The sequence below is a fragment of the Maritimibacter fusiformis genome, from assembly GCF_008086115.1.
GTDB classification, from domain to species: domain Bacteria; phylum Pseudomonadota; class Alphaproteobacteria; order Rhodobacterales; family Rhodobacteraceae; genus Muriiphilus; species Muriiphilus fusiformis.
The window spans coordinates 425,101-450,641 of record NZ_VSIY01000003.1 but is presented as its reverse complement, the minus strand read 5'-3'; the positions used below and the strand labels follow the sequence as shown (position 1 = coordinate 450,641).

Annotated in this window: 23 protein-coding genes and 1 other RNA gene; 19 read left to right on the top strand and 5 right to left on the bottom strand. The window is 63.5% G+C overall.

The window, feature by feature from the left end; all coding sequences use genetic code 11:
• Positions 1–12 precede the first annotated feature (12 nt).
• From gatC to rnpB, 5 genes are all read left to right on the top strand, one after another.
• Positions 13–300 carry an Asp-tRNA(Asn)/Glu-tRNA(Gln) amidotransferase subunit GatC gene (gatC, locus tag FVF75_RS02855; RefSeq protein WP_148376226.1) on the top strand — a complete coding sequence of 96 codons (288 nt, stop codon included), beginning with the start codon at positions 13–15 and terminating at the stop codon, positions 298–300.
• Positions 300–1,781 (top strand): Asp-tRNA(Asn)/Glu-tRNA(Gln) amidotransferase subunit GatA, encoded by a 1,482-nt coding sequence (gatA, locus tag FVF75_RS02850; RefSeq protein WP_148376225.1) that lies wholly within the window; start codon positions 300–302, stop codon positions 1,779–1,781. Before gatC ends, gatA begins: the two co-directional genes overlap by 1 nt.
• A 40-nt stretch (positions 1,782–1,821) precedes the next feature.
• Positions 1,822–2,508, top strand: coding sequence for a hypothetical protein (locus FVF75_RS17695; RefSeq protein WP_246137977.1), 687 nt, complete (start codon positions 1,822–1,824; stop codon positions 2,506–2,508).
• 1 nt (position 2,509) lies between these two features.
• Entirely contained in the window at positions 2,510–3,208 is a 699-nt protein-coding gene (locus tag FVF75_RS02840) for an N-acetylmuramoyl-L-alanine amidase (protein ID WP_246137976.1), read from the top strand.
• An 11-nt stretch (positions 3,209–3,219) separates the two neighbouring features.
• Positions 3,220–3,613, top strand: an RNA gene (rnpB, locus tag FVF75_RS02835) — RNase P RNA component class A.
• Between the two features lie 61 nt (positions 3,614–3,674).
• Here rnpB and FVF75_RS02830 read toward each other — a convergent pair.
• Positions 3,675–4,046, bottom strand: coding sequence for a VOC family protein (locus FVF75_RS02830; protein ID WP_148376223.1), 372 nt, complete (start codon positions 4,044–4,046; stop codon positions 3,675–3,677).
• Between the two features lie 140 nt (positions 4,047–4,186).
• Here FVF75_RS02830 and rpmG point away from each other — a divergent pair, with 140 nt between their 5' ends.
• Complete coding sequence (gene rpmG, locus FVF75_RS02825) at positions 4,187–4,354, top strand: 50S ribosomal protein L33 (protein WP_008034579.1); 168 nt, start codon at positions 4,187–4,189, stop codon at positions 4,352–4,354.
• 67 nt (positions 4,355–4,421) lie between these two features.
• Here the strand turns inward: rpmG and FVF75_RS17475 are convergent, their stop codons facing one another.
• The 3 genes from FVF75_RS17475 to FVF75_RS02815 form a co-directional block, all read right to left on the bottom strand.
• On the bottom strand, positions 4,422–4,565 hold the full coding sequence (locus tag FVF75_RS17475; protein ID WP_166126269.1) for a hypothetical protein: 144 nt from the start codon (positions 4,563–4,565) through the stop codon (positions 4,422–4,424).
• 153 nt (positions 4,566–4,718) lie between these two features.
• Positions 4,719–5,456, bottom strand: a complete 738-nt coding sequence (locus FVF75_RS02820; RefSeq protein WP_148376222.1) for a Bax inhibitor-1/YccA family protein — start codon at positions 5,454–5,456, stop codon at positions 4,719–4,721.
• A gap of 187 nt (positions 5,457–5,643) precedes the next feature.
• Positions 5,644–6,615, bottom strand: a complete 972-nt coding sequence (locus FVF75_RS02815; RefSeq protein ID WP_148376221.1) for an NADPH:quinone oxidoreductase family protein — start codon at positions 6,613–6,615, stop codon at positions 5,644–5,646.
• Positions 6,616–6,971: 356 nt separating this feature from the next.
• On the opposite strand from FVF75_RS02815, the gene FVF75_RS02810 reads away from it, so the two are divergent.
• Both FVF75_RS02810 and FVF75_RS02805 read left to right on the top strand, forming a co-directional pair.
• Entirely contained in the window at positions 6,972–7,340 is a 369-nt protein-coding gene (locus FVF75_RS02810; RefSeq protein ID WP_148376220.1) for a helix-turn-helix domain-containing protein, read from the top strand.
• A 50-nt stretch (positions 7,341–7,390) separates the two neighbouring features.
• On the top strand, positions 7,391–8,197 hold the full coding sequence (locus FVF75_RS02805; protein WP_148376219.1) for an inositol monophosphatase family protein: 807 nt from the start codon (positions 7,391–7,393) through the stop codon (positions 8,195–8,197).
• A 3-nt stretch (positions 8,198–8,200) separates the two neighbouring features.
• Here the strand turns inward: FVF75_RS02805 and FVF75_RS02800 are convergent, their stop codons facing one another.
• Positions 8,201–8,719, bottom strand: coding sequence for a methyltransferase domain-containing protein (locus FVF75_RS02800; RefSeq protein WP_148376218.1), 519 nt, complete (start codon positions 8,717–8,719; stop codon positions 8,201–8,203).
• 869 nt (positions 8,720–9,588) lie between these two features.
• Here FVF75_RS02800 and FVF75_RS02795 point away from each other — a divergent pair.
• From FVF75_RS02795 to FVF75_RS02745, 11 genes are all read left to right on the top strand, one after another.
• Positions 9,589–9,915 carry a helix-turn-helix domain-containing protein gene (locus FVF75_RS02795; RefSeq protein WP_148376217.1) on the top strand — a complete coding sequence of 109 codons (327 nt, stop codon included), beginning with the start codon at positions 9,589–9,591 and terminating at the stop codon, positions 9,913–9,915.
• Between the two features lie 75 nt (positions 9,916–9,990).
• Positions 9,991–12,861: a hypothetical protein gene (locus tag FVF75_RS02790; RefSeq protein ID WP_148376216.1), complete on the top strand. Its 2,871-nt coding sequence runs from the start codon at positions 9,991–9,993 to the stop codon at positions 12,859–12,861.
• Positions 12,862–13,357: 496 nt separating this feature from the next.
• The gene (locus FVF75_RS02785) at positions 13,358–13,642 is read left to right on the top strand and encodes a hypothetical protein (RefSeq protein WP_148376215.1); all 285 of its coding nucleotides are present in this window, start codon (positions 13,358–13,360) and stop codon (positions 13,640–13,642) included.
• Positions 13,643–13,803: 161 nt separating this feature from the next.
• Entirely contained in the window at positions 13,804–14,043 is a 240-nt protein-coding gene (locus FVF75_RS02780) for a hypothetical protein (RefSeq protein ID WP_148376214.1), read from the top strand.
• Entirely contained in the window at positions 14,040–14,384 is a 345-nt protein-coding gene (locus FVF75_RS02775; protein ID WP_148376213.1) for a hypothetical protein, read from the top strand. Before FVF75_RS02780 ends, FVF75_RS02775 begins: the two co-directional genes overlap by 4 nt.
• A gap of 2 nt (positions 14,385–14,386) precedes the next feature.
• Positions 14,387–14,899 (top strand): hypothetical protein, encoded by a 513-nt coding sequence (locus tag FVF75_RS02770; RefSeq protein ID WP_148376212.1) that lies wholly within the window; start codon positions 14,387–14,389, stop codon positions 14,897–14,899.
• Positions 14,896–16,350, top strand: a complete 1,455-nt coding sequence (locus FVF75_RS02765; RefSeq protein WP_148376211.1) for a terminase large subunit domain-containing protein — start codon at positions 14,896–14,898, stop codon at positions 16,348–16,350. Before FVF75_RS02770 ends, FVF75_RS02765 begins: the two co-directional genes overlap by 4 nt.
• Positions 16,347–16,571, top strand: coding sequence for a hypothetical protein (locus FVF75_RS02760; protein WP_148376210.1), 225 nt, complete (start codon positions 16,347–16,349; stop codon positions 16,569–16,571). Before FVF75_RS02765 ends, FVF75_RS02760 begins: the two co-directional genes overlap by 4 nt.
• Before the next feature lie 130 nt (positions 16,572–16,701).
• On the top strand, positions 16,702–17,115 hold the full coding sequence (locus FVF75_RS02755; RefSeq protein ID WP_148376209.1) for a hypothetical protein: 414 nt from the start codon (positions 16,702–16,704) through the stop codon (positions 17,113–17,115).
• 699 nt (positions 17,116–17,814) lie between these two features.
• The gene (locus tag FVF75_RS02750; protein WP_148376208.1) at positions 17,815–20,769 is read left to right on the top strand and encodes a DEAD/DEAH box helicase; all 2,955 of its coding nucleotides are present in this window, start codon (positions 17,815–17,817) and stop codon (positions 20,767–20,769) included.
• Between the two features lie 4 nt (positions 20,770–20,773).
• Positions 20,774–25,540, top strand: coding sequence for an N-6 DNA methylase (locus tag FVF75_RS02745; protein WP_187392951.1), 4,767 nt, complete (start codon positions 20,774–20,776; stop codon positions 25,538–25,540).
• The last annotated feature ends 1 nt before the right edge of the window (position 25,541 follow it).

Below are 25,541 nucleotides of genomic sequence, written 5' to 3'. Positions count from 1 at the left end.
ACCGGAGGCCCCATGTCCATCGACATCGAAACCGCGCGCAAGGTGGCGCATCTGGCCCGCATCAAGGTCGAGGAAGACCGGCTGCCGGCGCTGGCGGGTGAGTTCAACACCATCCTCGGCTTTATTGAGCAGTTGAACGAGGTCAATATCGACGGCGTCGAGCCGATGACCTCGGTGACGCCGATGCGGCTGAAGCGCCGGGTCGACGAGGTGACGGACGGCGGCTATCCCGAGAAGATTCTGAAGAACGCCCCGGATGCGCGCGAGGGCTTTTTCGCGGTGCCGAAGGTGGTGGAGTGATGGGCGATCTGAACAAACTGACCATCGCCGAGGCGCGCGACGCGCTGGCCAGGGGCGAGACCACGGCGGTCGAGCTGACCGAAGCCTGCCTGGGCGCCATCGAGGGCGCGGGCAAGCTGAACGCTTTCGTCCACCACACGCCCGAGATCGCCCGCGACCAGGCCCGCGCGGCGGATGCGCGCCTCAAGGCCGGCGACGCGCCGGCGATGTGCGGCATCCCGTTGGGCATCAAGGACCTGTTCTGCACCAAAGGCGTGGCCAGCCAGGCCGGATCGCGCATCCTCGAAGGCTTCAAGCCGGAATACGAATCGACCGTCAGCCAGAACCTGCTGGACGCGGGTGCGGTGATGCTGGGCAAGCTCAACATGGACGAGTTCGCGATGGGCTCGTCCAACGAGACCAGCGTTTACGGCGACGTGGTGAACCCGTGGAAGATCGACGAGCGTGACCTGACGCCGGGCGGCTCGTCCGGTGGCTCGGCCAGCGCGGTGGCCGCCGACCTGTGCCTTGCCGCGACCGGCACCGACACCGGCGGCTCGATCCGCCAGCCCGCCGCGTTCACCGGCATCACCGGGATGAAGCCGACCTATGGGCGCTGTTCGCGCTGGGGCATCGTCGCCTTTGCCTCGTCGCTGGACCAGGCAGGGCCGATGACCAAAACGGTGCGCGATGCCGCGATCATGCTGGCGGCGATGGCCGGGCACGATCCGAAGGATTCGACCTCTGCCGACATCCCGGTGCCGGATTTCGAGGCGGCGCTGACCGGCGACATCCGCGGCAAGGTCATCGGCATCCCGCGCGAATACCGCATGGACGGGATGCCCGACGAGATCGAGGCGCTGTGGGCCGAGGGCCGCAGGATGCTGGAGGATGCCGGCGCGCGGATCATCGACATCAGCCTGCCGCACACCAAATACGCGCTGCCCGCCTATTACGTGATCGCGCCTGCCGAGGCGTCCTCGAACCTCGCGCGCTATGACGGGGTGCGCTATGGCCACCGCGCCAAGCTGGCCGCCGGTGACGGCATCACCGAGATGTATGAAAAGACCCGCGCCGAGGGCTTCGGCCCCGAGGTTCAGCGCCGGGTGATGATCGGCACCTATGTGCTGTCGGCGGGGTTCTACGACGCCTATTACAACCGCGCGCGCAAGGTCCGCGCCCTGATCAAGCGCGACTTCGACGAGGTGTTTGACCAGGGCGTCGATGCGATCCTGACGCCCGCCACCCCGTCCGCCGCCTTCGGGCTGGGCGAGATGGCCGAGGCCGACCCGGTGCGCATGTATCTCAACGATGTCTTCACCGTCACCGTGAACCTGGCCGGGCTGCCCGGCATCTCGGTGCCGGCGGGGCTGGACGCCAAGGGGCTGCCGCTTGGGCTGCAACTGATCGGGCGGCCCTGGGAAGAAGCCGATATGCTGAATACCGCCTATGCGCTCGAGGCCGCCGCCGGGTTTGTTTCCAAACCGGCGAAATGGTGGTAAGTGCCGCGATCAAACCATCCATGGGGTAGGTAGCTCAGACATGCGCAACCCGATCATCGGCCTTTCGATCCTGGTTCTGGCATCGTGCAGCCCGCAGATACCCGACAGCCGCGAGGCCGCGACGCCGGAAACCCTGCCGCGCGCGGCGCCTGTGGCGACCGCGCCGCTGGACGCAGGCGACAGCCCCGAGGCGCTGGCCGCCGCGACGACGCGCGCGCTGGGCGGAACGCCCGCCGCCGCCCCCGTTGCCGCATTGCCCGAAGGCACGCCGGTGACCCCGGCGGCGATCTCCGACGAGCAGAGCTTTGCCGCCGTGACGGCGCGCGAAACTCCCGAATCCGACGCCGCGCGGATCGCCGAGAACCGCGCGCAATACGTGGTGATCCAGCCGACCGACCTGCCGCCGCGCCCGGACGGGCAGGGGCCGTCGACCGTGGCCTTCGCGCTGGCCACCAACAACGCGCCGGGGCAGACGCTCTATGACCGCTCGTCGCTGTTTTCGAGCGAGGCGCGCTTTGCCCGCAACTGCGCCAAGTATGTCAGCGACGACGCGGCGCAGCAGGCGTTCCTCGATGCCGGCGGGCCCGAGCGTGACCGCTTCGGCATCGACCCGGACGGCGACGGCTTTGCCTGCTACTGGGACCCGCGCCCGTTCCGCGTTGCCCGTGACGGCGCGCCCGAGGTCGAAACCGAATACGACGTGGTCGAGACCCCCGGCGAGAGCTGAGATGCACCCGGGCGCAATCGCCCATCCGTCGCCCAACTTCGGGCCGCGCCGCAATGGGCTGCGGCCCGAACTCATCGTCCTGCATTTCACCGGCATGCCGCGCCTCGAGGCTGCGCTGGCGCGGCTTTGCGCGCCGGAACATGAGGTCTCGGCGCATTACCTGATCGGGCGCGACGGGCGGCTATACGCGCTGGTCAACGAGGATGCGCGCGCCTGGCACGCCGGGCACGGGGCCTGGGGCGGCAGCGGCGATGTCAACTCCCGCTCGATCGGGGTGGAACTGGACTGTGCCGGCGATCACCCGTTCGCGGCGGCCCAGATCGACCGGCTCGAGGCGTTGTTGCCGGGGATCATGGCGCGCTGGCAGATCCCGCCCCAGGGCGTGATCGGGCATTCAGACCTCGCCCCCACCCGCAAGGCCGACCCCGGCCCGCGGTTCGACTGGCTAAGGCTGTCGCGCCGTGGCATGTCGGTCTGGCCCGAAGGCGACGCTGGGGCGCCACCGGTCAGCGAGGACGGGTTCCTCGAGGCGGCGGGGCGCTTTGGCTACCCGGTCGAGGCGGGTGCGGCGCCGGTGCTCACCGCCTTCCGCCTGCGCTTTCGCCCCGGGGCCACGGGGCCGCTTGCGCCGGGCGACATGGCGGCGATCAGCGACCTTGCCGCGCGCTTTGGCGTTGACCGGGGCGGGGCGGATACCTAGATCAACAGGGCGCGGATGGCCGGATGGCCGCGTGGGTGGCGACACCTGCGAGGAAAGTCCGGACTCCACAAGGCAACGGTGCCGGGTAACGCCCGGCCGGGGTAACCCGAGGGAAAGCGCCACAGAGAACAGTCCGCCTTCGTGCGCCGCTCGCGCGGCACGCAGAGGTCAGGGTGAAACGGTGGGGTAAGAGCCCACCGCGGGCCTGGCAACAGGACCGGCACGGCAAGCCCCACCGGGAGCAATGCCGAATAGGGATCTCGCGCGGTTCGCCGCAGGGCCGTCTTGGCCCGGAGGTCCGGGTTGGCAGCTAGAGCGTATGGGCAACCATGCGCCCAGAGGAATGGTCATCGGCCCCGGGCATGCCCGGGGTGACAGAATCCGGCTTACAGGCTATCCGCGCGCCTTTACCTTTCCCGCTTCATCCCGGTCCGGATACCCGGCGGGTCTGCGGGCGGTCGCGGTCTCAGACGTGCTGGTCGATCAGGATGGCGTTGCCGTCGGGATCGCGCAGGGTGATATGGGCGGGGCCGGTGCTGTCGGGGTCGGCGCGTTCGATCACCTCGACACCGGCCTTGGTCAGATGGGCCTGGATGTCGCGCACGTCCTCGAACTGCGCAAGCGGGTTGGCCGCGTCGTCCCAGCCGGGGTTGAAGGTCAGGATGTTGTCCTCGAACATGCCCTGGAACAGGCCGATCGTGGTCGTGCCGTTCCGCAGGATCAGCCAGCCCTGAGCGGCATCGCCGCCGGCCCCGGTGAAACCGAGTTTCTCGTAGAAGGCCCGCGAGGCCGTTATGTCCTTGACCGCGAGGCTGACCGAAAATGCGCCGAGTTGCATGGGCTGTCCTTTCTGTTCGTCCGCCGGGGCATCATAGCGCGATTCTGCGCCGAATGCGGTTGACTCGGGCGCGCGGGCAGGTAAAAGGCGGGCTTCTAGGATTTGACCGGGCGCAGGCCGCCCGATGAGGAGCGAACGACATGGCGAAACCGACCACCATCAAGATCCGCCTGAACTCGACCGCGGACACCGGGCATTTCTACGTGACCAAGAAGAATGCGCGCACCATGACCGAAAAGATGGTCGTGAAGAAATACGACCCGGTCGTGCGCAAGCACGTCGAGTACAAGGAAGGCAAGATCAAGTAATCTTGCGTCTCGGACAGAAAAAAGGCCGCGCCCTCGGGGCGCGGCCTTTTTCGTTGCGGGGTGGCGATCAGGCGTTCTGGTCGGACTTGTCCAGGCGCCGTTTGCGGGTGCGCTGCATCACAAGGTAGAACAGCGCGACCGCCGACAGGAACGCGCCGACGCTGAGCGTGATGCCCGGTCGTGCGATCAGGGAATCGATCACGTTTTGCATGGGTTTCCTAACCTCTCGTTATTGCGCAGACAGGTTAGCGGGAGAATACGGCGGGAACCCGGCGCCGGAATGTTGAAAACTTGACATGGTTTGCGGCAATGAAAAGGCCGGTCACGGGGACCGGCCTTTGGCGTGTTCGCGCTGGCGTTGCGCCTATTCGCGGTTGCCCATGAACTGCAGCAGGAACATGAACAGGTTAATGAAGTCGAGATAGAGGTGCAGCGCCCCCATGATCGCCGATTTCGCCAGCCATTCCGCGTCCATCGCATGGGCGTGCTGGATGTATTCGTTCTTGAGCCGCTGGGTGTCGTAGGCGGTGAGACCCGCGAAGATCAGCACACCGATCACCGAGATCGCGAAGTGCAGCGCCGGGCTGCCCAGGAAGATGTTCACGATCGAGGCGACGATCAGGCCGATCAGGCCCATGATCAGGAACGCACCCCAGCCCGAGATGTCGCGCTTCGTGGTGTAGCCGTAGAGGCTGAGACCGGCGAACGAGATCGAGGTGACCAGGAAGGTCTGGGCGATCGAGATGCCGGTGAACGCCATGAAGATCCACGACAGCGACAGGCCCATGATGGCGGCATAGATGTAGAAATAGAGCTGCGCGCCCGCTGCCGACAGCCGGTTGATGGCCGCACCGAAGGCGAACACCATGATCAGCGGCAGGAACATCACGATCCAGCCGAGGATGTTCGGGCTGCCGGTCTCGAGGTTGTAGAGGAACGACAACAACGCCGGGCTCGAGCCGACGGCCCAGGATACCAGCGCGGTCAGCAGAAGGCCCACGGACATCGTGCCGTAGACCTTGTTCATATGGGCGCGAAGGCCCTGGTCGATCTCGGCCGAGCGGGTGCCTGCGCCGGCCCGGATCGAGTTGTAGTCAGCCATGTTCAGCCTCCAGATATACCAATCCCTGTCCGACGCCCGCACGGCGCCGGTTCCAGAGGAATATCGGGTAGACCAGTGGCCTTTTCAAGATGTTCCGCGCAGCATTCGCGCCGGTTTTTCCGCTCGGCGGCCGCCCGGCGTGTCGATGGCCCGAAACGGGGCGCCGGGCGGCGATAGCGTCGGCGGCCTATGCCCCCGCGTCGGTGGTCACCACCACCTTGCCGGTCGATTTCCGCGACCTGAGCAGGTCATAGGCCTCATGCGCCCTCTCGAGCGGCAGGATGTGGCTGACATGCGGCTTGATCCGCCCGTCGCGATACCAGCCCAGCAGGGTGGTCAGGCTGTCGGCCAGCACCCCGGGCCTGAAGCTGGCATAGCCGCCCCAGTAATAGCCCATCACGTCGAGGTTCTTGACCAAAAGGATGTTGGCGGGCACCTGCGGCACCTCGCCCGAGGCAAAGCCGACCACGAGAATGCGCGCCTCGGGGTTGGCGGCGCGCAGGGCGGCGTTGAACTGATCGCCGCCGACCGGATCATAGACCACGTCCGCGCCCCCCAGCGCCTTGACCGCGGCGCGGATGTCGTCGGTGTCGCTGTCGATCAGGTGATCGGCGCCGGCGGATTTGCACACCGCCAGCTTGTCGGCCCCCCGCGCGCAGGCGATCACGGTCGCGCCCATCAGCTTGCCGATCTCGACGGCGGTCAGCCCGACGCCGCCAGCGGCGCCCAGCACCAGCAGGGTCTCGCCCGGCTGCAGTCGGGCGCGGTGCGCCAGCCCGACGTGGCTGGTGCCATAGGCGACCTGGAAGGCGGCGGCGTCGGTGAACGGCATCTCGTCGGGCAGCGGCACGCAGCGCGCGGCGGCGAAGACGCCGGCCTCGGCCAGCCCGCCAGCCCCGCCCGACAGCGCCACCCGTGTGCCGGGCGCCGGGCCGTCGGTTTCGGGGCCGAGCGCGCGCACGGTGCCGGCCACCTCCATCCCCAGCGTGAAGGGCAGCGGCGGCTTTTCCTGGTACTGGCCCTTCATCATCAGAAGATCGGCGAAATTCAGGCCGCAGGCGGCGATGTCGATCAGAACCTCGCCCGTGCCGGGCGCGGGGGTGTCGACCTCGGCGATGCGCGGCGGTTGGTCGTAGCTTTCTACACGATAGGCTTTCATCCGGTCCTCCTTTGGCGCAAGATTAGCAGCACGCGCGCCCGGCGCGAGGCCCGAATGCGGTGACGTTGCGACGACGTTGCGGTGGGCGGAGCCCTGCGGATACCCGCATGACGGGAATCACGGCGAATCGGCGTCGGGTATTTGCAAAATGCAAAGAAAAATGCGAAACACGCATAGCGCGTTTTTGGCGAGGTCTGGATTTTCCGACCTTTTGGTCATGTATTTGGGGTAATCCCCGTAAAAACCTGAAAACAAACACATTCCAATGACGCGAAAACTGACCAAAAAGACAGGTTGTGGTTGAAGGCCGGCTCGTGGTCTTTGAGATCATTGCCGGGTTGGTGAGGAGAAGTTGTATGAAGCACCCTGTTGATGTCCACGTTGGAAAGCGCATTCGCCATCGCCGCTGGATGGTGGGCATGACCCAGCAACAACTGGCCGAGAAGGTCGGGATCAAGTTTCAGCAGATCCAGAAGTACGAAACCGGGATGAATCGGGTCAGCGCCTCGCGGCTCTGGGACATCTCCGAGGCGCTGTCGGTGCCGGTCAGCTTTTTCTTCGCGGGGATCGAAGGCGCGACCGAAGAGGCGTCCGGCGCGGCCGTGCCGGGCGATATCCTGGCCGACAAGGAAGCGCTGGAACTGGTGCGCAGCTACTACGCGATCCCCGAGAACCAGCGTCGGCGCCTGTTCGAACTGGCCCGGGTTCTGTCGGACGCCGCTTGACGCGCTGACATCCGGCCGCTACCGCCGGGGTGTTCTGCCCCGGTGACACCATGACCTTGATCGACGACAAAACCCGCGCGGCGCTGGCCGACACGGCCAACGCCCTGGCTGATGTCGCCCGCATCGCCACCTTGCGCCATTTCCGGGCCGACGGGCTGCTGGCCGACAACAAGTCGGCGGGCGGTTTCGACCCGGTTACGGCAGCCGACCGCGAGGCCGAACAGGCCATGCGCGATGTGCTGGCGCGGATGCGGCCCGATGACGGGATCGTCGGCGAGGAATTCGACGCCGAGCCGGGCACCAGCGGGCTGACCTGGGTGCTCGACCCGGTCGACGGCACCCGCGCGTTCCTGTCCGGCACCCCGACCTGGGGCGTGCTGATCGCGGTCGGAAACGATGCCGGGCCGTTGCTGGGCGTGATCGACCAGCCCTATATCGGAGAGCGGTTTTTCGGCGGCTTCGGCGCGGCCACGCTGACCGGGCCGCTGGGCCGGCAGCAGCTTGCCACGCGCGCGCCCCGGCCGCTGTCCGAGGCGATCCTGTTCACCACCTTTCCCGAGGTCGGAAGCCCGGCCGAGCGCGCCGGCTTCGAGGCGCTGTCGGGCCAGGTGCGGCTGACGCGCTACGGCATGGATTGCTATGCCTACGGTCTGGTCGCGGCGGGGCAGATCGACCTGGTGGTCGAGGCGGGCCTGCAATCCTATGACATTCAGGGGCCGATGGCGGTGATCGAGGCCGCCGGCGGCGTTGTCACCGACTGGCAGGGCGGCCCGGCGCACCTGGGCGGGCGGGTGATCGCGGCGGCCAATGCCGAGGTGCACGCCGCCGCGCTGGCGATCCTGTCGAAAACGCGCTGAGGCCTATTCCGCCGCCAGGGCTGCCGGCACGTCCTCATGCAGCCGGGCGAAATGGCGGATGTAGTCCATCCCCAGCGATGCCGCGGTTTCCTCGGTCTTGATGAACACGCCGACCGTGTCGCCCCAGTCGGTGCCCGCGGTGCGCATGGTCTTTTTAAGCTCCGGCACGCGGCGCGCGTGTTTGCGGTTGCGGTCGATGTAGTCGAAATGCTCCGGCGCCCAGTCGGTCGTGGCCTCGATGCAGTCCAGCCCGGCCCATTTGCCCATCGCCGTCATGCCGTCGCGGTAGAAACGCCAGCAATCCTGCGGATCGCGATGCTCGATCCCGCGCGACGGCATGATGTGCACCATCAGACCGCCAAGTTTGAGAACCCGCGACATCTCGAGGAAGGTGAGCCAGAAAAACTCGTTGTGCTCCAACATGTTGCCGGAAATCACCGCGTCGTAGCTGTCGCTGGGAAGGTCGAATTTCCACGGATCGCCCAGCACGTGCTTGATGTGCGGCCCCTCGACCATATCCATGCCTTCGTAGACCCAGCCGCCGTTTGCCCCAGATCTCGCGGAACCAGCCGCGTTTGCCCGAAGCGCCCACGTCCAGAACCTTGCCCGGCGTGCGCGTGGACGCGTGGCGGCGATACGCCCCGCGCATGTATTTCTTGGTTTCCCGGTGCATGTTTGCCTCAACTGCCCAATTATGTTTTTTCAACATCTGGGCAGAAAAAGGACACGGATTCAGGCGTTTCGATTCTTTGATCCGCGTTTTGTCCGGCGATCAGACTTTCTTGCCACGCACCCAGGTGGCCCTGATCGCGCGGTCGTCGCCCATCATGATCTATTTGAATTAGTCAAATGGCTGGAAAACCTTGTAAAATATGGGTGTCCTGGTCCTTGGTGCGGGGCAAAAAGTACAACTAGGGTCTAATTCCAGAAATGTGAAACCCCGACGGTTGGTGCGACCATCGGGGTTTCGAAACCGATCTTAGGGAAGCAACGGGGCCCGAGCCGGCAACGAAACACGAAGCACTTTGCCAACACGCCCCCCCTTCGCCACAAGCCGGCGGGGCGAACCCGGAGCGCGCCGGAAAAAATATCGCCAGGTCGAGTTGCGCCGTGGTCGGCAGGTAGGGTATTCTCAAAATTGACGGGAGGAGCCATAGGCCCCCGTGAAACGCGTAGCCGCAGGATTTAGCGGCACAGACGCGATGAGAACGCGTAGGCCGCATTGGTGGCGGCCCCGACGCGGTGCGACACGCCTATGCCCTGGCGGCCAGCGTCCCTGCACATAACCAGTACATCGAACTTTTGCACGGCCCGTGGGCTCCCCCTCGCGCGTGTCTGCTGCCCACTCTGTGGGCCTCGGTGAGCGAGGGGGTGCTGAGAAAGGCTGCCCTATGGCAATGAACTCTACAGAGAAACTGTCTGCGGTCGATGGCGACATCACCGACGTGCTCCGAGCGATCGGTGACCACACGAGCGTCGAGCATTTGCTGAAACCCTGCACCAGCCATGAAGCAGCAGACGTGCTTGGCATTCCCGAAGCATCGCTCCGGGTCCTGCGCTCCAAAGGCGGCAACACCGCCCCTCCTGGCTGGGCACGCATCCCCGGGCTGGGCTGGCGGTATCGCAGCCGCCTCGACCTGATCCGCTGGGCTCGCGCCCAGCATGCCAAAGCGTCGGGCGTCAACCCCCTGAAAGAAGGTGAGGCCGCGCATGGCTGACAAGAAAAAGACCCCGTTCGAGCTCGAGCACCGGAAGGCGCTGTTCGAGAAACGTCTCGACGAGAAGGCAAAGACATGAGCAGAAAGAACATCGGCACGCCGGCGATCACACAGCCGGGGAATCACAACAACCCGCAGACGCCGCTCCGCTGGCAGGTGCAGCAGAACGGCTACGCCTGGGTGCCGAACAACGGCAAGCGATCCCGCGGCCGCAAATGGTCCCAGGCCGCGATTGACCGGCTCGAGGCTCCGGACAGCACAAATGCGGTCACCTGGTGGGACGATCCCCACGACAGCAACACCGGCGAGGTCCTGGACCTGCCCAACCTGACCACCGGCGTGGTTATCGAGGGCGACCTGGTGGCCCTCGACGTGGACATCGACGACCCCGCTGCGGTGGCCGCCATGTTCGAGCTGGCCGCTTCGATCTTTGGCCAGGAGTGGCATGACAGCGTCCCGGTGCGTTACCGCGCCGGCAGCGCCAAAGAAGCTTGGCTGTTCCGGGTTAGTAAGCCGCGCCCTGGCGACGTCGAGTTCCGCGCGAAAGGCAAGTTCGCGGGGCCGTCGTTCTTCGAGCCTGGCTTCGACCCCGAGATCGACCAGGTCGAGGGTTTGGAGACGGTCGCCGGCTGGACCAGGGCAGTCGCTGGGGCGAAGTCTCACATGATCGAGGTGTTCCGTGGTGGTGACTGTCAGATTGGCGCCCTGGGCTGGCACACGGTGCCGGACCCGGATGAATGCATCGAGGGCATCGAATACGAGTGGGAAGACAACCGCTCGCCGGCCACCGTGCCGCGCTGGGAGCTCCCCGAGGTGACTCACGCCCGGCTCTATGAGTTCATGTCGCACCACAGCGCCAGGCTCAAAGAAATGGGCTGGGTGCCGAGCCCGGTGAGCGTCCCTAGTGACGGCGTGAAGTCCTACACCCTGGACACGTCGAAGCTCTTCTACACGGGCACCAAGGGTAGCCTCCCCGAGCAGGTGAGCTACCACGGGCTTTCGAAGGGGATGCCGATCCGCATGGCGGAGGTCCTGGGCCTCGATCCCAACGTTGACGGGTCGAACCCCGAGCGCGGTTTCGTGACCGAGCGCCACGACGGTGTGCTGGGCATACACGACAGCCAAGACGCAGTGACGTACTACCCGCCGAGCGCCAACCCCGACCTCGAGCCGGCCCGTGCCGAGCGGCTGGGCAAGCTCCTAGGCTCGCTCGGGCACACCCCGCCCGAGGATGTCCCTCCCGGAGAAAACATGACGCCCGACGACGGCCTGGACGCCGATCCGGATGCTGAGGTGCTGGTGCGCGCGACTGAAATCCTGCACGAGGCAGGTGTGGTGCCGTCCGTCGAGGGGGAAGACCTCGAGGCGGTGCTCGAAGAGTATCGCCGCGCGACGCGCGACTGGTACGACGAGGGCGACAACGGCTACCAGGTCGAGGCCAGGGCGCTGCTCTTGGCGCTGCGCTGGATGTTCGTGCGGAACCTGGCGGCGAAGAGCGACGCGCGGTGGCACCCGATGGCCCCTGGCCACGCTGATTTGCCGACGGCGGAGTTCAAGGCGCTGTTCGACGACCTCGTCCAGGTCAAGGTCGGCACGAAGGTGGACGCCGACAACAGGCCGACGACGCAGTGGCTGCCGGTCGTCAACGTGTTCCTGAGCCACAACCCGCTGCAGATCAGGACCCACGGCGATCAGTTTGCCTATTGGTCCGACACAGCGATCGTGCGGGCGAAAGAGAACGACCAGGTGACGAAGGTGAACAGCTACACCCCGCCGGTCCTGGGCGAGCCCCGGAAAGCGCTTGTCGAGCTGTTCGACGATTTCCTGGAGCACCTGTTCGACCGCCCCGAGGAGCGGGCGATCTTCGAAGAGGTGATGGCCTACAAATTCGCCAATCCGGGAGCGCGCGGTGTGACGCATATCTTCGTCGCCGACGGCGTCGAGGGCACCGGCCGGAATACCCTGTTCGAGGGGTTCATCTTCAATGCCCTGGGCGCGGACAACTGCATGAAGCTGGCCTCGAGCAAACTCGGGGGCGGCAGCCAAGCTGCCTATACCTCCTGGCAATACGACAAGCTCATGTGGTTCGTGCCAGAGATGAAGGGCATGACCAGAGCCGCGGTCGAGGTCGCGAAAGAGCTGATGGAGGTCAGCTCCGGCAAATCGCACGGCACCGAGAAAGGCGGAAAGGACCTCTATGGCGATGTCTTCGGCACGATGTGCATGGCGACGAACGAGCCGGGATCGGTCCCGCTCAGCCTCAAATCCGCCAACCGCCGGTTCAACGTCTACTCCTCTGGCGCCAAAGGTGCGCTGCATGACAACGCCGAGTTGTTCCGCCGGGTCAATGCGGTGCGCGTCGGGCACGGGACAGATGTGACGCACGATATGGCCGCGACGGTGCGGAACTACTTCCTCGAGGTCGTGCCGGCCCGTTTGGGGCATGCCCCTCGCCAGGAGGTGTTCATGGTCGCCCAGGATACGCCTGCGAAGCGTCGTATGGTCGAAATGAGCATGAAGCAGTCGGACGAGTTCATCGAAGAGGCGTTCGAGGAGTTCGAGAGCGAGGATCGGCTGTATCTCGAGGTGGGTGCGGTCCTGAAGGAAGCGCAGCGCTTGGCAAAGGCCGGCGGCGCTTCGAAAGACGCCATTAACGCCATCCCGAACGAGCTGAAGACTCAGACCTCGGGCGGAGGTGGTTTCCGCGGATGGACGAGGGTGATCACCGATGAAGGGAGCGACCGTATCAAGATAGCCGGGGGGCTCAAGAAGCGCATCCTGGCGCGTGGTCCGGATGCCGCAAATACTCTCCTGGAGATGTCCGTGAAAGAGCGGTCTGAGGTCCTGGCTTACGCGCCGGAAGGCGACGAGAAGATCACGAGATTGGCGTCGGCGGCAAAGGTGATCACGGAGCGCCGGCGGGTGTCTGAGGAGGGCCTGGAATGAGGCTCGCTAGGGCGTCGACAACAGGGTCCGACCGGGGGGCGGGAGTATTGCTATCCCGGACCCCAAACAGGTACTTTTTGGCCTCTACGCCGGGTAACATCCGGGTGCCACGAGCGATGGCTGGGTTGGTACCCGGTGTAGACATAAAAAGTACCAGTTTTCGGGGTCCGGCGGGGGGCGAAAACGGGCCGGGGGTGGACCCCGGTCGGCGGTCCATAAAAACCAGGAGGTTGGCCGTGGATTCCATTCCAGAGGGTACTGGGGTCCGGGGGTATCCTAAGAAAAGGTCTTTCAAAAAGTATGTAAACACTACTTACCTATATCACCCCCTCTACATATTTGTTGGAAGGGGGGCGGACCCCGGAGCCCCGTGCGAGGTATACAGCCAATGACTCCCCGGCCCAAGCCCCCGGCAAATTACCGCCCCGTCAGCCGCATGGAGCGGCGCCAACTCGCCATCCCCAGAATCCTCGCCCACAACCGCCGCCAGGGCTGGATGCTACATCTGGCCGACCGCCACCGCCTGGTGCCCTACGACGGCCCGATCGATGCCCGCACCGAGATCGCCGAGCTGCTCCTGCCGGACCTGTTCCCGGCCAACGGAACCGTCGACGCCGCGCTTTATGCCGGCATCATCGACGACCTGGAGCTCGCGCTTGATCTCCTGGACGGCCCGACCCTGCCGATCAGGGCGCTGCTGCCCTCCGGCCGCGCGATCACCCTGGTGACCGCTCCAGGCGTCGATCTGACCGCCCTCGGCCTGAAAACGGGCTTAGACTAGACCTGATATTAGACCCCATGGCATTGAGCGCAGATAAGTCATTAACATTCTTTAACAATACGTGTTCAAGTAGTTCATATTGTGCGACGGTAGCCGTTGTGGTGTGCTCTGCCCTCCTGGTACGATGTTCGCAAGATCAGCTCATCGACGAGGAGCAACCGATGACCACCGCAACCACAAAACGAGGCCGCCGTCGGATCTACACGCCGGACCAGATCGCCCTGGCCAAGCGCCTGCTGACGGATGCGCCCCGCATTGAGGTGCTCGAGCCTGGTGCGCTGCATAAGATCAGTGCGGCCACCGGCATCCATCGATCGACGCTCTTACGCGTCGCCTACACCGCCAATGCCTACCCCGACATCGACCCCGCACCCGCCATCGAAGAGGAGAACCAACGATGACCGAAACCAACGCCATCGCCATCATCCCGCGTGCGCCGGGCCTCCCGAACTTGCGCCTGCTCCGGCATCTCATCCGCCTGAACGAGGAAGGCAACCCGATCTGGACAGCCACCCAGCGACCGACGACCGTGCCCCACAACATGATCCGGCAGCCCCTGGTGGTCCTGGGTTTCTACGTGCACGACGCAGTCGATGTGCGCGAGGCGCTGACTTTCGGTGCCGCTGCAGCCCGAGGGCTCAACACCCGCCACGTTAGCCCCCGCGATTGGCGCCGCGTCAACACCTTGATGGAGGCCAACAGCCTCGAGCTCGAGCGTGCCGCTGTCGAGGAGGTCGCCTGACCATGACCGACAGGAAGCCGAGTAGGAACGCACAGAACCAAGCAGACCGTGAGGCCATCCGCCGCTCGGGCTCGCTGCAGTTCCTGCTCGACGTCGTGGCAGGGAAGCCCGCGCCCGTTCGCGACGCCGCGGGAAGAATTATCGACTGGACCGACGCCCCCGAGCTCAGCCTACGGGTCTCCACTGCCCAGTCCCTGGTGAAGAAAATCCTGCCCGATCTCGCTGCCCAGCAAATTGATTTCAAGTCCACAACCGAAGGCACCCTTCAAATCCTCCTCGCTCCTGGTGTTGTGCCCCCGGCATCGGTCGACGCCCGTGACGTGATTGATGGCCAGGCGAGCGACGCAGTGAGCAAACCCGCTGAGATCGAGTACCAGGAGCCCCTGGAGACGCTCAACCCACCGCAGAGCGAGCCCGGGACGGCCGAGACGGCCTCCGCGGCTGCGCCTACACCCGAGGACGCCGCTGAGGCCTCCCCGATGCGCTCCAGGCGCCGCAGGAGACGTGCAGAATGACCACGCCGCTCACCCTAAATTACAAACCGCGCTCGTGCTTCCTCGAGGCGCACCGGCTCATCGCGCTGAAGAGCACGACCGCGCTCCACATCGGCGCGTCGCGCCGCCTGGGCAAGACGGTGTTCGTCTCTGCGATCGCCGCGATGCGCGCCCTCGTGAGCACCTCGGACATCGCGTTCATCGCCCCTACGCTCACCCAAGCGCTGAACGTCGGATGGCGCAACGTGCTCGATCGTCTGCGTGATGTGCCAGGGCTCGTCGTCAAGAAAGGCGAGGCGCTGATTGAGGTACCGGCAGCCGATGGCGGCACCTCCACGATCCGGTTCTTCGCTGGCGTCGACGACGGTGGCGCCGGCGGTGTGCGTGGTTACGGCTTCGACCTGGTAATCATCGACGAGGTGGCCCAAGTGGGCAGCGACGTGTACCTGAACGCGATCCTGCCGACCATGTCGGGCCGCCCCAACGCCCAGCTGATCACGATCGGGACCTTCCGGTCGGTCGATCTGATGTACCAGCTCCACGAAGATATTGACCTCGCCCAGGGTGAGCACACCATCACCCTCCCAGCGTCGACCGCCGGCGTCGAGGCTGGCGTTTTCACGCTGCAGGAGCTCCTCGCTGTCGCCGACAAGATGGGTGGCTGGGGCAAGCCTGCCTTCCAGCGCGAGTACGAGGCGAACAGGTTCGTCACCGACGAGGAGGCGATTATCGACCAGGCGCTCGTGCGTGCCGCCCAGGAGAGACGACACTCCGAGGCCATGATCCGTCAGCTCGTCCAGGCCTATCCCGTCGTCGTGGGATGCGATCCCGCACCGACATCCGACCGCACGATCATCGTCGTCCGCGCCGGGCCGGCGATCCTGCGCCACGTCGTGATGCAAGCGCCCACGGTTCAGGAAATCGCCCACAAACTTCTCGCGACGGTGCGCGAGTACGATGCCGACGCACTCTTCATCGACAACGGTGCCGGAGGTCAGGGGCCTGCCGTGATGGACATCTGCCGCTCGATCGGCCTCAACCCCGTGGGCGTGGACTTCGGCGGGCGCCCGACGACAGAGAGCGACGCCTACGCCTATGCCAACCGCCGGGCCGAACTGATCAGCGCGGTGAAGACCTGGACGGAACGCTCCGACTGCTCGATCCCGCCGGGCGAAGACATCCTACGAGAGATGAGCGCGCCACGGTACGAGATCAATTCTCAGAACCGGCTCCAAGTCGAGAGCAAGAAAGCTATCAGAAAGCGGATCGGCATGAGCACCGATTTCCTCGACGCCCTGGCCTGCACGATGGCCACGTCGGCGCTCCTCGACCGTGAGGAAGCCGTCTACACCGTTCGACCGCGGTCACCTGACGGAAGCAGATACCAGACCGATTTCGAGGGCCTGAAGCATCACCGGGACGGTTTCGTCGTCCTCGACGAGGTCTTCGAGCCCCACAACACCAACTGGTGAGAAAGGAAAAAGAGATAAGTTTCAACAAATGGGACGTGTTCAAGCCCGCCGGCAAGCGCCTCGACCAGAAGCCTGCGAAGCTCCACCCGATCGAGCAGCAGGACGAGCAGGCCGAAGCCTTCTATGCAGAGCCGGGCAGCAGCAGCCTGACGCCCAAAGAGCAGGCGGATCGCCTGGAAACATTCTCCGCCACGACGCCGACCGACCGAGAAATCCTATAGCTCCTCGAAGACACACCGTCGCGTGCCCTCTCGGCTGGGCACCGGCAAGGCAGATCAGGAGCCAGACCGGCGAGGGTTGTCCTCTCCTCCGCCCCCGCCGGTCACCCAACACCGAGAAAGGGACAGACCAATGAGCAGCAACCACCTCAACCCGCCACCCCGCGCGGACATCTGGGCTTCCGACCTGATCCAGGCCGCCGTCGACAACGCGATATGGTGCGAGTATCGCGCCCAAGTCAGCTCCGACGATCCGATCGACGACCAGCAGGCGGCTCAGATTTTCGAACACGCCGTCCACCTGGTTTCGACCATCGCGTTGATGATCTACACCCCTAGGCGAGATGACAACGTCGGCTGCGCCACCGGCTGGCTGCGCAAGATGCTGGTTAAGTTTCCCGAGGAAAAGGCGAACGTCCGCATCGCCCGCCGGGACATATATGAGATCCTGAAGCACGAGCAGGCGGATCAGCTGGCCACCGGCACCGGCGCAGGCATGGGCAGACCGCCCCTGGCCCAGGTCCTGGCGTTCCCAATCCCGGCCTGAAACGAAACACGCCCCCGCTCCGATGATGGGGCGCGTCACGCGCGGCTCCTGGTTGATCTCGACGGGGGCTTGCTACCACTCCCCATCCAATCCTGTCGTCGATGCGCTCCGGGCCGCCACTTCGGCGGCTGCCTGGAGCCGCTGCGTGGCACGCTACGCCGCAACGATGTGCAAGCCATCAACCAGGCGCGCCGCCTGCTGTTCGCCGAGCTGCTCAAGAACAGCATCCCGGTCGAGTAGGTATGACAGTCGCCTATGCAGGACTGCCGGACGGCTGTGGCTCGAACCCCGCTGAAGACAAATTGGAGGCCTCGATCATCTCGCGGGTTGAGCGGCCTTTGCCCGTCCGCACGAAGGGGGCGATGTGAAAAACGGGGAAAACAGAAATCGTTCGGTAGTAGTTGATTCCGTGAGCGGTAGTGCCCCGGGACGTGGTGTAGGAACTGGCGTCCACCTGCTTCGGGTACGGATCACGCCGACAGGCTCTCAGCATTACAGCGAAGGTTCAATGCTGATTGTCCTGTAAGTGCTTAATTGGGTTGAATGATTGAAGGAAATCCCTTTGGATGACGGGGGGGCGTTTATGGTCACAGACTTTCCGTTTCAAAGCTTGAGCGAGCTAGGCTGTCCGGACACGCGGTATGCTGATGATCGATCAGTGAAAAGCGGCGCTGCCTACCGAAAACATTAGGACCGAGAATGATCTCAGTATACCCCACGCCTGGTGCCGTCATCAGTCTACGCTCCGCCACATGGAAGGTGCTGAGCACTTCGACCCTCAAACGTGGGTTTCGTGAGGTCCACTGCCGCGGCCTTTCTGGCCTAGTGCGGGATAAGGAGAGCCGCTTTGTCTGGGACTTGGAAAAAGGCGCGCGGGTCCTCGACCCCGGCGCGGTCCAACTGTTGCCCGACGCTTCCCCCGGCCTGATTGACACAAAGTTACACTTGGAGGCGTCGTTTCGGAACACACCGACGACGACCCGGCGTCCTCTCACCTTGGGGCGTGCGGCGATCGATGATCTGTCGTTCCAGCACCTGCCGGTCGAACGTGCCCTCGCACAGGACCGGGTTCGCCTCCTCATCGCGGATGATGTGGGCCTTGGGAAGACACTGGAGGCGGGCCTGATCGCCTCCGAGCTCGCCCTGCGCGGCCGGGCAGACCGGATTCTGGTGGTCACGACCCGGGCCATGTTGACCCAGTTCCAAAAGGAGTTCTGGACCCGGTTTTCGATCCCGCTATCCCGGCTCGACAGCGCCGCGATCCGGCGGATGCGGAACCGGATCCCGGCCCATTACAACGTGTTCGATCAGTTCGACCGGTCCATCGTTTCGATCGACACGCTCAAACGGGATGCGCAGATCCGGGACGCGATCAAGCACTCTTACTGGGACCTGATTATCATTGATGAGGCGCATAACGCGGCGGCCCGTAAAAACACCGCCGGAACGATCGCGCAACGGGCGGAACTGGCCCAACTCCTGTCCCGGCGGACTGACTCTCTGCTCCTGCTCACCGCAACCCCGCATGACGGGTCGCAGGAAAGTTTCGCGAGTCTGATCGAAATGCTTGACCCGACGCGGGTGCCTGACCCCACCCGGCTGCACCGGACCGATATCGAAGATCTCGTGGTGCGTCGGTTCCGGTCGGACAGAAAGGTGGCTGCGGATATCGGCCAGCAAGTGCCCGAACGCAAACTGATCCGCCGGAACTTTCCGCTGAGCTCAGAGGAGGAGGTGGCCTATCAATCAATCGCCGATCTTCATCTTGATCTCGATGAGCAATCGACCCGGGGCAGAGCGATCGACCTGTTTCGTACCACGCTCGCCAAGGCGATCTTCTCAAGCCCGGCGGCCTGTTTCGAGACGCTTGAACGACGCATACGGGGTATCGAGAATGGGACCGCCCGAGGCACCGAGGAAGATCGGGTTCGGCTCCGAGAGCTTGCCGATCAGGTCTCCGCGATCGAAACGGACGCGTTCAGAAAGTATCAGGATCTCCTGCGAATGCTGCGCGAGATTCGATGGACCGGGAAAGCTGCCCGAGACCGCATCGTCATCTTTACAGAGCGTATCGCCACCGTTTCTTGGCTCGCCGAGCGGCTACGGGAGGACATGGACCTGTCAGAGGAGCAGGTGGCCCGAGTGGACGGAGGCAGCGTCGAAGCGGATGTCCGGACCCAGGAGGTGATCGAAGCGTTCGGACAGGAGAAATCCCCTATTCGTATTCTGATCGCCTCCGACATGGCCTCCGAAGGGCTGAACCTGCATTTTCAGTGTCACAGGCTGATCCATTTTGACCTCCCCTGGTCCCTTCTGCGGTTCCAGCAACGGAACGGTCGTATCGACCGGTATGGGCAGGACCGCGCCCCGCTGATCACCTATTTCGTTGGGGAGAGCTCGCACCCGAAAGTGCGCCAGATGTGGGTGCTTGAGAAGCTCGTCGAGAAGGACGAGGCTGCACAGTCCGGCGTGGGTGATCCGGCGGTCTTTCTCGGAAAAGGAGACGCGGAAGAAGAGGAGGCGGTTGTCGCAGAGGCGATCGCATCGGGGATCGGCGCCGAGGCTTTTGATGCGGAGATGAATGTCCGCGCCGCGGAAGCCGAGGCTCACATGTCGCTCGATGACGAGTTCGCTGCTCTTTTTGGAGATTATGCGACACCGGCTGCGCCAGAGACTGACGCCGAAACTAATACGAAGCAGGCCCCGCCGCGTCTTTTTCCAGATACCTTTACCTATGCATCCAAGATGGTGGAAAGGCTGTCCCGCCCTGAGGAGCGAGTGTTTGCTTCTCTTCCGGCGATCTCTCGGGAAGATCGCACAATCAGGATGGGCATTCCGGACGACATGCGAGCTCGCGATGGGTTTGGGTACGCCAGTGAGGGGGCCGTGGACGGCCGGTACATGCCGGAAGAGGCGGTTGGTTCCGGGGACCGGATCGAGCTGACTGACCAAGCCCAAGTCATCAACCAGGCGATCGATCAAGCGAAGATGCAGGAGCGGTCTTGGCCGACCGTTCAGTATCTCTGGGACGTACACCCGATCCTCGAGTGGTTTGCGGACCGGGCCAGCACCTTTTTTCCTGAACATTCTGCCCCGGTCGCGCCGCTGAGTCGTCTCGCTGCGGGCGAGGTGGCTGTGGTCATGCACGGGGCTATACCGAACGCGAACGGAGCCCCAGTTGTCGACCGATGGGCGGTCGTCATCCGAGGGTCAGACGGTACGGTCCGGATCGAAGAAGTCCCGGACTTTATAACGCGGATGCGGCTGGCGGAGGACACTCCGGGACGGGCGGTCGAAGACCTCGGGCTGGCACAGTCCGCGATCTCGGTGGCGGTTGACCGGTTTCAGACCCATCTCGTCGGACTCCGGCGGGAGCAAGGGGCGCGGATCCAGCAGGACCTCGACGGGGTCCTTGACCGCCTGGCGAAGCTTGAAGGACGGTTCCGGACGCAGCTCGCACTGGATCTCGGCGATGTGGCTGACGGCGACGCTGAGCTGTCTCCGGCGGAAAAGCGTCGCCTTACGATCAGGCGTTCGAGGGAACAGAGGATCGAGCGCATGTTTCAAGACTGGACGGAATGGTTCGAGCGGACACGACATATGGTGGATGATCCGAATCCCTATGTGGACGTCAAAGCGGTGTTTGTGGGGTGACCGGATGGATCTGATCGGAATTGAGAACGAAGCAGAATTCTTCCCGTCGGGAACCCTATCAGATGTGTTGAAGGAGGAACTTCAGGACATCACTGCACGCTGGTCCGGGCTCGAAAAGAATTCCCATCCTGTGGAGCGGCTGACGCGGGTAGCGTCCCCCGCGGTCGAAACGCTGCGGCAGGTCCGGAACACCTCGGATCAGAACCGTCGGCGCGAACTTGTCCGGGATGCCCAGCACGCGCTCTTGGGCGCTCTCGGCTATTCTTGGAAGCGAGAGGCGGGGATCACCGCACTTGAAGGCGCCCCGGTCATCCCGATTGTGGCAAAAGCCGCGGACGCAACAGGCCGAAACGCGCTGTGGGTTATCGAGGCGCCGCTCCCGGACGCGGAAGATGAGGCGACGGACCCGCTAGGAGCGAGTTTTACCGCTGATCAGTTCCCGCCAGAGACCGATGAGGCGGCCCTCTTGGACCGGAGCATCGAGTCCCTCCTTGCTGAGGGGGTATTCGAACTGCCCGACGGACCGCGCCATGTTCTCGTGATGGGCCTCTCCCAGATCGTTCTGATCGACAAACGGAAATGGCCGGCCCGGTCCGTCCTCCGGTTCGATCTACAGGAGATATTCGCCCGGGCCGAGCGGGACACGCTGACCGTCATGGCCTGCCTGATCTCTCGCGAGGCGCGCGTTCCGGACCAGGGCGCGCCGATCTCGGACCGGTTGGAAGAGGAAGCGCAGCGGAACGCCAACGCGGTCACCACATCCCTTAAACGGACAGTTCGGGACGCGATCGAGCTTCTGGGTCAGGAGGTTCTCGACGTCACCGGCGGAATGCATAAGGGGGTCTGGATCGACGGGCCGGAACTGTCGCGCGAGGGTCTGCGCTACATGTACCGGCTCCTGTTCCTGTTCTACGCGGAGGCGAACCCGCGTCTGAACCTGCTGGATTTGAAAAACCCGATCTATGCGACCGGGTATTCGCTTGAAACGTTGCGCGACCTCGAATCCGTGCCGCTCAGGACCACTGTGGATCGCGACGGCACTTTCTTGTGGGAAAGCCTCCAGCAGACCCTGAACCTACTATACACCGGGCTGGATCTCGCAGATGCGGAGAAGGGGACCGGGTTGCGCCTGCCGGCGGTGAAGGTCTCTCTACTGGACCCGAAAAGCACCCCTATTCTGAACGCCCTCCCGCTCAGGAATGAGGCAATCCAAAAGGTGATCCGGCTGCTGTCGCTCCGGTCCACCGGTAAGAGCACCGGCCGGATCTCCTATGCCAAGCTCGGGATCGGCCAGCTCGGCGCGGTCTATGAGACCCTGATCTCCTTCACAGGGGTCGTCGCCAAGACGGACCTGATCGAGCTGAAACCGCGCAAGGGGCGGTCCGCCGGGGCGGACGACGAGGAAGACTCGGTCGAGACGGACGAGGACCTTGAAGAGGAAATCCTTGAGGACGGTGATGAGGCCGAAGAGGAGGTTTTCCGCCGCGACAAAGTGGACCCGCTCGCCCCAAGCTGGTTCGTTCCGCGCAGCCGGATCGGGGAATTCGAGCAGGATGAGATCGTCTTCAAAGGGTCAGAGGCCCTCGTCTATCCCAAGGGAACCTTTATCTACCGCCTCGCCGGCCGGGACCGGGAGAAATCCGCCTCCTATTACACGCCGGAACCGCTCGCCCGGTTGCTGGTCAAGCACGCGCTCATGGAGCGGTGCCGGGACCTGACCGCGGACGACCTTCTGGACCTGAAAATCCTTGAGCCGGCCATGGGGTCTGCGGCCTTCCTTGTCGAAACCACGAACCAGCTCGCCGACCTCTACCTGGAGCGCAAGCAGAAGGAGACCGGCAAGACTATCCCGCAGGACCGGATCGTGGTCGAGAAGCAGAAGGTCCGGGCCTATATCGCCGACCGGAACTGCTTCGGGGTCGACCTCAATCCGATCGCGGTCGAGCTGGGCGCGATCTCGCTCTGGCTGAACAGTCTTCATGCGAGCGACTTCTCACCGTGGTTCGGGGACCAGCTTCATGCCGGGAACTCCCTGATCGGCGCTCGGCGGGCCGCCTACAAACCGGTCCTTCTCAACGCCAGCTCTCAGAAGGACCTCTGGCTCAACGCCAAACCGGACGAGATCGGTTGGCGCAATCGCCTGCCCGAAAACCATGTCTGGCAGTTCCTTCTCCCCGCCAAGGACATGGCGAATTTCGACAAGGACAAGTCGATCAAGCCCTTCGCGGGTGACGCGCAAGAACAGATCAAGGACTGGCGCAAGGGAGGGTTCTTCAAGAAGCTCGAACCCCACGAGGTAAAGCTGGTCCAGAAGCTCAGCCGCGTCGCCGAGGCCCTGTTCGATCAGGTGGCCGAGGACCTTGCCAAGACCCGCGCGGCGGCGAATGACGAAATCACCCTATGGCCGGACAAGGTCATCCCCGGAAACAAGGGCCTGGATTTCCACGCCAAGGAAAAGCTGAACGCCCACTTGATCGGGGCTGACCACGCGACGAACACGCTGCCCTACAAGCGGCTCAAGACGGCGATGGACGCCTGGTGCGCGCTTTGGCTCTGGCCGCTCGACAAGGCGGACCTGCTGCCCAACCGGGCAGAGTTCCTTCAAGGCATGGCGATGATCCTCGAAGGTGGGTTCACGCCCGACGGGTCGTTGGCCGCGCCCAGCATGGACGAATTCGCCGATCCGTCGCCGGATTTCCTTGATCTGATGGAGCCGGACGCGCCCGCGCGGGATCTGTTCAAGGCGGCCGCCAAGCGGCAGGACGGGTTGTTCCGGGAAACGAATGTGGAGGCGCTCGTTGAGACCTTCGACTGGCTGGGGGTGGCGGTCGCGGTGGCCGAGCGCGAGCGCTTCGTGCATTTCGACCTGATCTTCGCCGACGTGATGAAAGCGCGGGGCGGGTTTGACGTGATCGTCGGTAACCCGCCCTGGGCCAAGCCGTCGTGGAACGAGCAGGAGATGCTCGGAGAAATCGATCCGGCCGCCTTGTTTCGGGATCTTCGTGCTGACGAGGTGCTCAAAAAAAATCAAAGCAAGAGCAGATTTCTGGAAGAGTTCGTCGCAAAAAAAGGCTTTATGGCGGTCACGTCCAACGCAAGCTTCTTCCCCTTCGCGGGATCCGGGGCGAACAACTCATACAGGTGTTTCATCGACTTGAGCATCAAGTCTGCTTCACCTCAGGGCATCATTGCTCTGATCCATGAGGATGGTCACCTCGTTGAAAGAGGAGAGAGCGCTCTCAGGAAAGCCGTTTACCCACGCATCATTAAGCATTTCCATTTTAGAAACATCATGAAAAGCAAGATGTTTTCTGAAATTGGACATAAGCGCGAGTACTCATGCAACTTGTATCAAGCATCGCCGAAAGATGTATCATTTGAGTATATTTATGGAGCAGTGCTGCCGTCGCAAATAGATGAGTGTTATGTGCATGATGGGATAGGTCCGCTCCCACTCGAAAAAGACCCAAATGGAAATAGATCGACTCAAGGTCATCTACATAGAATTGTCAGAGTTACAGAAGAAGACTTTAACGAGGATGATGGTGTGTTCGCTTCATTAGACGGCAGGAACACTTCTGCGCCTCCATTAGTTCGTGTTCTCGGCTCAAATTTTCAGTCTGCATTGAGAAAGCAAGCGGACTCTTCGTTGTCTAAACCAAACTTCAGTTTCAGCAACATGGTCCCAGAGAGCACGAAATCGAATTCGTCACTGATCAAAAAGGCTCCTGGCTTTCCGAATAATTCGACTGAAGTTGTCATCGCTTCTCCCCACATTGGTGACGCGTCCGTGCTTTTCCAATGCTCGAACAGCAGAGCGCAGACACACGGAGATTATGATGTCATAGATTTGAATGGAGCGCCGCAAAACTATTTGCCGCGAACTAAGTATGCTTGGCGGATGGATGAGGCGAAAGCCGAGTTTTCGACTTATGCGTCGAATTTCCGTTTGGGTTTTCGCCGTCGTGTGGACATGACTGGAGCGCGCTCATTCTCATGCGCGATCATTCCACGCGGTTGGGCCCATATAGAAACTATATCAAGTGTTTATCTAGAAAACGAAGAAGAACTATTGTCTGCTGCAGCGATAGGCTTCTCGCTTGTAGCTGACTTCGTTACGCGTTCGGTTGGACAGACTACGCTTCGGCAAGGGGCCTTTTCGGTACTCCCATTCGCAAAGCTTGGCTCAGAAAGCCATTCCAGAGTACTTCATCTGACATGTCTCACCTTAGACTTCGAGGATATTTGGAACTCCCATAGACAACAGTTGCCAACGCCAAACTGGTCACTGCCAATAATGGCAGACCTTTCTGCTTTCCCAATGCAGTGGGATCTAACTGCCGGCCTCCGGACCGAATTCGCCCGCCGCATGGCGCTGGTCGAGATCGACGTGCTGGTTGCGCAGGCGCTTGGCCTGACCCTCGACCAGTTGATCGAAATCTACCGGATCTACTTCCCGGTCCTTCAGGAGAACGAGGCGGGCACCTGGTACGACCAGAACGGCCGGATCGTCTGGACCTGCTCCAAGGGCTTGCCCGGCGTCGGCTGGCTCGACGACCGCGGCAAAAGCCCCGGCCGCGCCGCCTGGGAGAGGATCCTCGCCGACAACCCGGCGGAACTGACCTGCACCGCCATCGACGACACGATGCCCGGCGGCCCCCGCACCGTCACCCGCCACTTCGTCGGCCACTTCACCCAATGCGACCGGATCGAAGACTACCGCCGCGCCTGGGCCCATTTCGAGCGGCTGAGATCCGAAGAGGCCGCGTGAG